The sequence below is a fragment of the Bradyrhizobium iriomotense genome (assembly GCF_018130765.1).
In the GTDB taxonomy this organism is placed as follows: Bacteria; Pseudomonadota; Alphaproteobacteria; order Rhizobiales; family Xanthobacteraceae; genus Bradyrhizobium; species Bradyrhizobium iriomotense_A.
The window spans coordinates 35,002-44,203 of record NZ_JAFCJZ010000003.1; the positions used below are offsets into that span (position 1 = coordinate 35,002).

At 65.6% G+C, this 9,202-nt stretch carries 11 protein-coding genes and 1 pseudogene; 8 read left to right on the top strand and 4 right to left on the bottom strand.

Annotated elements, in window-relative coordinates:
• The first annotated feature begins 7 nt into the window (after positions 1-7).
• The 7 genes from cysE to JQ635_RS06360 all read left to right on the top strand — a co-directional run bounded on the left by cysE (position 8) and on the right by JQ635_RS06360 (position 5,130).
• Entirely contained in the window at positions 8-778 is a 771-nt protein-coding gene (gene cysE, locus JQ635_RS06330) for a serine O-acetyltransferase (protein ID WP_211409016.1), read from the top strand.
• Complete coding sequence (gene nifW, locus JQ635_RS06335) at positions 771-1,100, top strand: nitrogenase stabilizing/protective protein NifW (protein ID WP_211409017.1); 330 nt, start codon at positions 771-773, stop codon at positions 1,098-1,100. The genes cysE and nifW overlap by 8 nt, the downstream gene beginning before the upstream one ends.
• 194 nt (positions 1,101-1,294) lie before the next feature.
• Positions 1,295-2,137, top strand: a complete 843-nt coding sequence (locus tag JQ635_RS06340; RefSeq protein ID WP_211409018.1) for an electron transfer flavoprotein subunit beta/FixA family protein — start codon at positions 1,295-1,297, stop codon at positions 2,135-2,137.
• A gap of 19 nt (positions 2,138-2,156) precedes the next feature.
• Positions 2,157-3,263, top strand: a complete 1,107-nt coding sequence (locus JQ635_RS06345) for an electron transfer flavoprotein subunit alpha/FixB family protein (protein WP_211409019.1) — start codon at positions 2,157-2,159, stop codon at positions 3,261-3,263.
• A gap of 16 nt (positions 3,264-3,279) precedes the next feature.
• Positions 3,280-4,587 carry an FAD-dependent oxidoreductase gene (locus JQ635_RS06350; RefSeq protein WP_211409020.1) on the top strand — a complete coding sequence of 436 codons (1,308 nt, stop codon included), beginning with the start codon at positions 3,280-3,282 and terminating at the stop codon, positions 4,585-4,587.
• A 36-nt stretch (positions 4,588-4,623) separates the two neighbouring features.
• The gene (locus JQ635_RS06355; RefSeq protein WP_061026949.1) at positions 4,624-4,920 is read left to right on the top strand and encodes a ferredoxin family protein; all 297 of its coding nucleotides are present in this window, start codon (positions 4,624-4,626) and stop codon (positions 4,918-4,920) included.
• Positions 4,921-4,923: 3 nt separating this feature from the next.
• Complete coding sequence (locus JQ635_RS06360) at positions 4,924-5,130, top strand: TOBE domain-containing protein (RefSeq protein WP_211409021.1); 207 nt, start codon at positions 4,924-4,926, stop codon at positions 5,128-5,130.
• On the opposite strand, the gene JQ635_RS39370 is transcribed toward JQ635_RS06360, so the two are convergent.
• The 4 genes and pseudogenes from JQ635_RS39370 to modA form a co-directional block, all read right to left on the bottom strand.
• Positions 5,104-5,727, bottom strand: a complete 624-nt coding sequence (locus JQ635_RS39370; RefSeq protein WP_433996556.1) for a DUF2478 domain-containing protein — start codon at positions 5,725-5,727, stop codon at positions 5,104-5,106. The two genes, JQ635_RS06360 and JQ635_RS39370, sit on opposite strands and share 27 nt — an antisense overlap.
• A 45-nt stretch (positions 5,728-5,772) precedes the next feature.
• Positions 5,773-6,471, bottom strand: a pseudogene (gene modC / locus JQ635_RS39375) (molybdenum ABC transporter ATP-binding protein); the annotation flags it as partial.
• A complete protein-coding gene (modB, locus tag JQ635_RS06375) occupies positions 6,468-7,154 on the bottom strand; it encodes a molybdate ABC transporter permease subunit (protein WP_211409022.1) in 687 nt (228 codons plus the stop codon). The pseudogene modC and the gene modB, both read right to left, overlap by 4 nt.
• 5 nt (positions 7,155-7,159) lie before the next feature.
• On the bottom strand, positions 7,160-7,912 hold the full coding sequence (gene modA / locus JQ635_RS06380) for a molybdate ABC transporter substrate-binding protein (protein ID WP_211409023.1): 753 nt from the start codon (positions 7,910-7,912) through the stop codon (positions 7,160-7,162).
• Between the two features lie 236 nt (positions 7,913-8,148).
• Between modA and modD the strand changes: the two genes are divergently transcribed.
• A complete protein-coding gene (gene modD, locus JQ635_RS06385; RefSeq protein ID WP_211409024.1) occupies positions 8,149-9,072 on the top strand; it encodes a ModD protein in 924 nt (307 codons plus the stop codon).
• The last annotated feature ends 130 nt before the right edge of the window (positions 9,073-9,202 follow it).

Genomic DNA, 9,202 nt, shown 5'->3' on the forward strand with positions numbered 1-9,202 from the left:
GGTGGTTATGACCTGTGTCGTCGATATTCCGCTCGCCGAACCTTCCCCGTCCACACCGGTAAAGCCGTCCTTGCTGAAGTTGGTCCGCGAAGACGTCGGCTGCGTGCGCCAGCGCGATCCGGCCGCGCGGGGCCAGCTCGAGACGCTCCTGACCTATCCCGGCATCCACGCCCTGATCTGGTATCGTATCGCCAACCGGCTGTGGCTCTCGGGCTGGCGCTTTCCTGCGCGGCTGCTGTCCTGGTTCGGGCGCTTTGTCAGCAATGTCGACATTCATCCGGGTGCACGTATCGGTCATCGCTTCTTCATCGACCACGGCGCCTGTGTCGTCATCGGCGAGACCGCGGAGATCGGCGATGACGTTACGCTCTATCACGGCGTCACGCTCGGCGGCACGTCCTGGTATCCGGGCAAGCGCCATCCGACGCTCGAGGACGGCGTCGTGGTGGGGGCGGGTGCCAAGATCCTCGGGCCGATTACGGTCGCGGCGGGCGGGCGCGTCGGCGCCAATTCGGTCGTGATCGAGAGCACGCCGCCCGACGTCACCGTGGTCGGCATCCCCGCCCGCGTGGTGCGCCCGCAATTGAGCCATCGCCGCGTCGTCGGCCGGATCGACCTCGACCATCATCTGATGCCGGACCCCGTTGGGGACGCCATCGAAGTGCTGCTCGACCGCGTCGAGTTTCTCGAGGCGCGCCTGACCCACATGCAGAAGCGCCTGCGTGGTGCCGGCGAGCCGGTCCGCGGCGCAGCGATTATGGAGGCCGACAATGACTGACGGGATTCTCGCGCAACTGAACAAGGCATCCGCGGCCGAGGAATTCTTCACGCTGCTCGGCGTCGACTACGATCCCAAGATCGTCAACGTGGCGCGGCTGCATATCCTGCGGCGCATGGGCCAGTACCTCGCCGGAGAAGACTTTGCTGGCGCTACGGATGAGATCGTGGCGGAGCGGTGCAGGGCCGTTCTGGAGCGTGCCTATGCCGACTTCGTCGCATCCTCGCCGATCGATCAGCGTGTCTTCAAGGTCCTGAAGGACGCCGTCGCGCCGCAGCCCAAGCAGACGCCGACATTGGTGCAGATCGGTACGCTGAAGTGAACGTCCGCTCTGTCGCATTTGCGACGCGTGTCGCAGCAGCGTTGTCGGCTCCGCTGCCTGAAGTGGATGCAACCGATACCGTCGCTCTTCTAAGTCGCTGTATCGACGTCTGATTTTGATCGTTCGCGCAGTTGGTACGACACTTGCTGTTCTTGCTCTGAACCGAGTTCTGGAGACGAGTCCTGGAGAAGCACATGCACATCGTCGTCTGCATCAAGCAGGTCCCCGACTCCGCGCAGATCCGCGTACATCCCGTGACCAACACCATCATGCGTCAGGGGGTGCCGACCATCATCAACCCCTACGATCTCTTCGCGCTGGAGGCGGCGCTCGAGCTGCGCGACCAGTTCGGCGGGGAGGTCACGGTGCTGACCATGGGACCGCCTTCGGCCGAGGACAGTCTGCGCAAGGCGCTGACCTTCGGCGCCGATCGTGCGGTGCTGCTGACCGACCGATTCTTCGCCGGCGCCGATACGCTGGCCACGACCTATGCGCTCGCGACCGCGATCCGCAAGATCTCGACCGAGTTCGGCGCGCCCGATCTCGTCTTTACGGGCAAGCAGACCATCGATGGCGACACCGCGCAGGTCGGCCCCGGCATCGCCAAGCGGCTCGGCCTGTTGCAGCTCACCTATGTCGCCAAGATCAGTGCGCTGGATTTACAGGCCCGCACTATTGACGCCGAGCGACGCTCCGAGGGCGGTGTGCAGCTTCTGCGCACCAGGCTGCCGTGCCTCGTCACTATGCTGGAGGCGACCAACCAGATCCGCCGCGGCGCAATGGCTGACGCGTTGCGCGCCGCGCGCGCGCCAATCGTGAAATGGAGTGCGCAGGATGCCGGCGTCGAGGACATCTCGAAATGCGGCCTGCGCGGCTCGCCCACCATCGTCAAGCGGGTGTTCGCGCCAGCCGCGCGCAGCGAGAAGGCGGTGCTGATCGAGTCTGGCGAACAGCCAGCGGAAGCGTTGATCGACGCCATCTTCAAGCGCCAGCCGGCGCTCGAGACCGAGCTGGCGGCGCTGGCGCGCGGCTATTGAGGCGAGGGGAGCAAGCATCATGAGCACCGCACCAAAGACTGCCGCACCCGCCGCGGGGCGCGCCGCGACCAAGAAGGAGCTGCCCGAGCATTTCAAGGCCTACAAGCACGTCTGGGTCTTCATCGAACAGGAGCGCGGCCAGGTTCATCCCGTCTCCTGGGAGCTGATGGGCGCCGGCCGCAAGCTCGCCGACAAGCTCAAGGTCGATCTCGCCGCGGTCGTGATCGGGCCCGAAGGCGAGGCGACCCAGAGCGCCGCCGCCGAGGCCTTCTGCTACGGCGCCGATCTCGTCTATATGGTCGCCGACAATCTGCTCACCGACTACCGCAACGAGTCCTACACCAAGGCGCTGACCGACGTCGTCAACACCTACAAGCCAGAGATCCTGCTGCTCGGCGCCACCACGCTCGGCCGCGATCTCGCGGGCTCGGTGGCGACGACACTGCTCACCGGTCTCACCGCCGACTGCACCGAGCTTGACGTCGATGCCGACGGCTCGCTCGCCGCGACGCGCCCGACCTTTGGCGGCTCGCTGCTCTGCACGATCTACACGCTGAACTACCGGCCGCAGATGGCGACGGTGCGGCCGCGCGTGATGCCGATGCCGGAACGCGTCGTGCGCCCGGTCGGCCGCATCGTCAGTCATCCGCTCGGCCTCGTCGAGGACGACATCGTGACCAAAGTGCTGTCGTTCCTGCCCGATCGCGATTCCGCAAAGTCCAATCTCGCCTACGCGGACGTCGTCGTCGCCGGCGGACTAGGGCTGGGATCACCAGAGAACTTCCAGCTCGTGCGCCAGCTCGCCACCGTGCTCGGGGCCGAATATGGCTGCTCGCGGCCGCTGGTGCAGAAGGGCTGGATCACATCCGACCGGCAGATCGGCCAGACTGGTAAAACCATCCGGCCGAAGCTCTACATCGCCGCGGGCATCTCCGGCGCGATCCAGCATCGCGTCGGCGTCGAAGGGGCCGACCTCATCGTCGCCATCAACACCGACAGGAACGCGCCGATCTTCGATTTCGCCCATATGGGCATCGTCGCCGATGCCATCCGGCTGCTTCCGGCCCTGACCGCGGCGTTCCGTGCCCGGCTGTCACCGCATTCGCGCGACCGGATCGCGAGCTAGAAGAGGGAGAGGCGTCATGATCGAGGAGAAATTCGATGCCATCGTCGTCGGCGCCGGCATGGCCGGCAACGCGGCGGCGCTCACGCTGGCCCAGCGCGGGCTGAAGGTGCTCCAGCTCGAGCGCGGCGAATATTCCGGTTCGAAGAACGTGCAGGGTGCGATCCTCTATGCCGACATGCTGGAGAAGCTGATCCCCGATTTCCGCGAGGACGCGCCGCTGGAACGGCACCTGGTCGAGCAGCGCTTCTGGATGATGGATGACCGCTCGCACACCGGCCTGCACTATCGTTCCGATGACTTCAACGAGGAGAAGCCGAACCGCTACACCATCATCCGCGCCCAGTTCGACAAATGGTTCTCCCAGAAGGTCCGGGAAGCCGGCGCGACGGTGCTGTGCGAGACGACGGTGACCGAGCTGGCACAAGATGCCTACGGCAGGGTGATCGGCGTGCGCACCGACCGCGCGGATGGCGAGATCCATGCCGACGTCGTGGTGCTGGCGGAGGGAGTCAACGGCCTGCTTGGGACCCGCGCGCACCTGCGCGAGCGGCCCAAGCCCGACAAGGTCGCGCTCGCCGTGAAGGAGATGCATTTCCTGCCGCGTGAGACCATCGAGGCCCGCTTCAACCTCAAAGGCGACGAAGGCATGGTGATCGAAGCCGCAGGCACCATCTCCCGCGGCATGACCGGCATGGGCTTCATCTACGCCAACAAGGAGTGCATCTCGCTCGGCATCGGCTGCCTGGTCGCCGATTTCCAGCGCACCGGCGAGACGCCGTACGGCCTGCTCGATCGGTTCAAGCGCCATCCTTCGGTCGCCCCGCTGATCGAGGGCTCCGAAGTGAAGGAATATGCCGCGCACCTCATCCCCGAGGGAGGCTTCAAGGCGATCCCGCAGCTTTACGGCGAGGGCTGGGTTGTGGTCGGCGACGCCGCCCAGCTCAACAATGCCATCCATCGCGAGGGCTCGAATCTGGCGATGACGTCGGGCCGGATCGCGGCGGAGGCGATCTTCCAGGTCAAGTCGCGCAAGGATCCGATGACGGCGGAGAACCTGGCGCTCTACAAGACGATGCTGGACGAGTCCTTCGTCATCAAGGACCTGAAGAAGTACAAGGACATGCCAGCGCTGATGCACACCCAGTCGCAGAACTTCTTCCTGACCTATCCCGAACTCGTCTCCAGGGCGATGCAGAACTTCCTGCGCGTCGACGGCACGCCGAAGGTGGAGAAGGAGAAGACGACATTCAAATCGTTCATCAAGGCGCGCTCATGGAGCGGGCTGTTCGGCGATGCCTTCCGCCTCGCGCGCGCCTGGCGGTGACAAGGAAATAGATCACCAAGGACGGAGACCCAAACCATGTCGATCGAGCCATCCGTGCGTGTCGAGGACAAGCTGTTCTACAACCGTTACCTGGTCGATGCCGGCCGCGCCCATATCAAGGTGCGGCCCCACACCACGCCGTCGCCTGAGCTCCTGACGATGCTGAAGGCCTGCCCGGCGCGCTGCTATGAGCTCAACGACAAAGGGCAGGTTGAGATCACGGTCGACGGCTGCATCGAGTGCGGGACCTGCCGCGTGATTTGCGAGGGGAGTGGCGACATCGAGTGGAGCTATCCGCGCGGTGGCTACGGCGTGCTGTTCAAGTTCGGCTGACCCATGAAGCTCAGCGCCCGAAACATTCTCCCGGGGCGGATCGTCGCCGTCACCAAGGGGACGACAACGGCCCATGTGAAGATCGAGCTCGCGCCGGGACTGGTCGTGTTTTCCGCGATCACCAACGAGGCAGTGGACGATCTCGCCCTGAAGGTGGGCGATACCGTCTCCGCGGTGATCAAGTCATCCGACGTGATGATCGGCAAGTAGCGCCGCAGATGCATCAGAGGGCAGGCGCGCGTCGCGCGCCCGCTTCATGCGCGACGACAGGTCCTGCCACCAGCCCTCGATCGCACTTCGCTCGCACAAGAGGCTGGTGCCGATACCGCCGGTAAAATCATTCCAGGCGTCCAGGCATTTTTCCGGCACGGCCGTGAGCACGGGAATACCGGCGGCGATGGCGCCGGCTAGCTCGTCGCGCAGGCCTTCGCCGGCGGCCTCCTGCTTGGAGAACTTGTTGATCACGACCAGGTCGACATCCGCTGCGATCGCGCGTGTGACGGCGACCGCCGCTTCGGCCAGTCCCGCCGCGTCGAGCTTGCAGGCCATCGCGCCCGAGCCGAGCGGCTGGCAGATCGAAATCTCGCGGCCGGTCATCAGGTCGATTGCCTGCATGCCGACCTGACAGCCGGCGCCGTCCTTGATGTTGCGCTGGACGACCCCGCCGATCCGCTCGCCCGACCGCGCCAGAGTCTCGGCGAAGTCGGCGAGCAAAGCATCGACGTCGTCCTGCGAGCGGTAAAGGATTGCGGCGACGCGGTTCGGATCAATGTCGTGGAAGTCGATAGGCATGGAAGTCATCCTCATCCGGTTTCCTACGCTCTTCCGTCGTGGTGAGCAATCTCCATGCCGATCGCTGCTCCCGGCCAGCGGTATCGGATGGAGGGTATGCAGCGGGCCGGAGCCGACGACGCGGCCCTGTTCCATCAGCACCAGATGATCGGCAAAGCGCTCGATCTCCGTCATGTCATGGCTGATATAAAATACCGGCAGCGACAGCCGCTCGTGCACCCGCTCGAGGAATGGCAAGATCTCATTCTTGGTGGTGCGGTCGAGCGCCGCCAGCGGCTCGTCCATCAGCAGCAGCTTCGGCTGCGACAGCAGCGCACGGCCGATTGCGACGCGCTGCCGTTCGCCGCCGGAGAGGCGGTTCGGCGCGCGATCGAGCAGCGCGGAAAGGCCAAGCAGCTCCACGACCTCGTCGAAGCCGATCTGCACCCCTGCGGCCTTCGGTGCGCCGAATAGCAGATTGCTGCGTACCGAGAGATGCGGAAACAGGCTCGCTTCCTGGAACACATAGCCGATCGGTCGCCGATGCACGGGGCGAAACGACTTGCGGTCCTGCCAAATATCGCCGTCGACCGCGCAAAAGCCGTCGGCCATGCGTTGCAGGCCGGCGATGCAGCGCGCCACGCTGGTCTTGCCGCAGCCGGAAGGGCCGAAGATCGCGGTAACGCCTGTAGCTGGCACGCTGAGCGCGACATCGAGCGTGAAGGTGCCCAGCCTGCCGCGGAAGGCCGCATTGATCTGGCCGGGTTCGGCGTGCCTCACGCGGCGATCCTCCTGCCGCGCTTGTCGATCAGCGTCATGGTCAGGATGACGGCGAAGGCGAAGATCACCATGAAGCCCGCGAGGATGCTCGCCTCGCGCCAGCGTGAGGTCTCGACATAATCGAAGATCGCGACCGACAGCACTTTTGTGCGGCCGGGAATGTTGCCGCCGATCATCAGCACGAGGCCGAACTCGCCGACGGTGTGCGCAAAGCCGAGCACCGCGCCGGTCAGGAAACCTGGCCGCGCCAGCGGCACCGCGACGGTCCAGAACGTACGCAGGGGTGAGGCGCGCAAGGTCGCGGCGACCTCGAGCGGCCGCTCGCCCATCGCGGCGAAGGCATTCCGGATCGGCTGAACCACGAAGGGCATCGAATACACCACCGAGCCGATGACCAAGCCCTCGAAGGTGAAGGCGAGCGTGCGCGCGCCCCACAGGCGTGCGATCCATCCGCCCGGTCCATCCGGGCCGAGCAGCACCAGGAGATAGAAGCCAAGCACGGTCGGCGGCAGCACCAGCGGCAGCGCGACCACGCTTGCGATGATCTCGGTCCACCAGCCCTTGGCGTGCGCCAGCCACCAGGCCAGCGGCGTCGCCAGCACCAGCAGGATCGCAGTCGAGATCGCGGCGAGCTCGATCGTGAGCAGGACCGACTGACGGATCTCCGCCGACCAGATCTCCATGCGCGTCAGCTCTGCCCGTCCAGCACGTAGCCGTACTTCTCGATGATGGCACGTGCCTCGGGTCCCCTAAGGAAGGCGATGAACGCGCCGGCGGCCTCGTTTCCGGCGCCGGTCTTCAGCAGCACCGCGTCCTGGCGGATCGGATTATAGAGCGCCTGCGGCACCACCCAGCGCGAACCGGCATCGCTGCCGGTCAATTGCGACAGCGCGACGAAGCCGACTTCGGCATTCCCGGTCTCGACGAATTGATAGGCTTGGGTGATGGTCGCGCCCTCCACCAGCTTCGGCTTCAGGGCGTCGTACAGGTTCAGCGACTTCATCGTTTCCACGGCGGCGAGCCCGTAAGGCGCGGCGGCCGGATTGCAGATCGAGAGTTTTGCGAAGGAGGCGGTCTTCAGCGTCTCCTCGCCGGTGACGATGCCGGGCGACTTGCTCCACAGCACGAGCTTGCCGATCGCGTAGGTGAAGCGGCTGTCCGCGACGGCAAGACCGTCCTCGACGAGCTTCCTCGGTCGTGAATCGTCGGCGGACAGCAACACCTGGAACGGCGCGCCCTGCGTGATCTGGGTGTAGAACTGGCCGCTCGCCCCGAAGCTCAGCACAGCCTCGTGTCCCGTCTTCTGCTTGAAGAGGGCGGCGATCTCCTTGGCAGCATCGGTGAAGTTGGCGGCGACGGCCACATTGGTCTGTGCGGCTTGCGCCCCGGTGGATGTGAGCAGCAGGCCTGCGGCGACGGCGATCGTACGAAACAGTTTCATGATGAACTCCAGCGGACGGTAACCGCCTCCGCGCCAGCCTGATTGCTGCGAGGCGACGACCATGATGGGCTCAGCAATCGGCGTGCCGGATGCGCCGATCGGAGTCTGGTGCGCGCCTTGCAGAAATGAACGTCAAAAGCGGAACTTCCAGCCCCTTGCGGCGGCGGGACCGACGATCCGTGTCGGGTTTGCGACAAAGTCGTCGGCAAGCCGACAGCAACGAAGGGAAGCACGACATGACAACGGTTGCGTCGCGCGCCGAGCTCGAGCGCCTGTTGGAGGACGACGTGCCCTACGGCGATCTCACCACTGAGGCGCTCGGGGTAGGCGCGATCAGGGGCGTCATGCAATTTGCCGCGCGCACGCCGATGGTGCTGGCGCTCGCCGAGGATGCCGCCGCGATTATCGCGCTCGCCGGCTGCGAGGTGGAGCTGTTCGCCGCATCCGGCGCGGCGCTGGAGCAGGGCGCGCCGATCCTCGAGGCGCGCGGTCCGGCTGCTGCACTGTTGCGGAGCTGGAAGGTCGCGCAGACCCTGATCGAGATCTGGTCGGGCGTGGCCAGCGAGACCCGCGCCATCGTCGTCGCCGCGAGGGCGGTCGCGCCGCAGATTCCGGTTGCCTGCACGCGCAAGAACGTGCCGGGTACCAAACGCTTTGCGGTAGCTGCCGTGAAGGCGGGCGGCGCCGTCATGCATCGGCTCGGCCTCTCGGAGACGGTGCTGGTGTTTCCCGAGCACCGCGCGTTTCTCGGTGATCTGCCGCTGTTTCAGGCGGTCGGGCGATTGCGCCGGGCGGCGCCGGAGAAGAAGCTTGTCATCGAGGTGAAGACGGCCGACGCCGCGCTTGCCGCGGCAGTCGCCGGCTTCGATGTGATCCAGGCCGAGAAATTCTCGCCTGCCGAGATTGCGGCGCTCGTCGAGCGCATTGCATCGATGGCCTATACGCGGACGCGTCCGATCATCGCCGCCGCCGGCGGCATCAACACGGCGAACGCCGCAGCCTATGCGGAGGCCGGCGCCGACGTCCTGGTCACGTCGTCGCCCTATCTGGCGAAGCCCAAGGACGTGCAGGTGCGGATCGTGGCGGCCGACGAAAGGGGGAGCCGGGCGCGTGATATGAACGGCTCAACGCCGGGACCGCGAATTGGCGCAATCCTGTAACGAAGCCAGGAATCTCTGCCCGCTCCAGCCAGTCCTCTGATCTCGTTATGTGAGCAGGTTATTCCCGTCGCATCCTTCGGGCGCCGCCGACCGGGTTTGGCGGCGAGGCGAGGCCCTTTTGCGTAGCTGC

Coding starts and splice junctions, on each gene's coding strand:
- JQ635_RS06350 (WP_211409020.1), top strand. CDS start 3,280: ATGATCGAGGAGAAATTCGATGCCATCGTCGTCGGCGCCGGCATGGCC.
- JQ635_RS39370 (WP_433996556.1), bottom strand. CDS start 5,727: ATGAGGATGACTTCCATGCCTATCGACTTCCACGACATTGATCCGAAC.
- modD (WP_211409024.1), top strand. CDS start 8,149: ATGACAACGGTTGCGTCGCGCGCCGAGCTCGAGCGCCTGTTGGAGGAC.
- JQ635_RS06355 (WP_061026949.1), top strand. CDS start 4,624: ATGTCGATCGAGCCATCCGTGCGTGTCGAGGACAAGCTGTTCTACAAC.
- modB (WP_211409022.1), bottom strand. CDS start 7,154: ATGGAGATCTGGTCGGCGGAGATCCGTCAGTCGGTCCTGCTCACGATC.
- JQ635_RS06340 (WP_211409018.1), top strand. CDS start 1,295: ATGCACATCGTCGTCTGCATCAAGCAGGTCCCCGACTCCGCGCAGATC.
- cysE (WP_211409016.1), top strand. CDS start 8: ATGACCTGTGTCGTCGATATTCCGCTCGCCGAACCTTCCCCGTCCACA.
- JQ635_RS06360 (WP_211409021.1), top strand. CDS start 4,924: ATGAAGCTCAGCGCCCGAAACATTCTCCCGGGGCGGATCGTCGCCGTC.
- JQ635_RS06345 (WP_211409019.1), top strand. CDS start 2,157: ATGAGCACCGCACCAAAGACTGCCGCACCCGCCGCGGGGCGCGCCGCG.
- nifW (WP_211409017.1), top strand. CDS start 771: ATGACTGACGGGATTCTCGCGCAACTGAACAAGGCATCCGCGGCCGAG.
- modA (WP_211409023.1), bottom strand. CDS start 7,912: ATGAAACTGTTTCGTACGATCGCCGTCGCCGCAGGCCTGCTGCTCACA.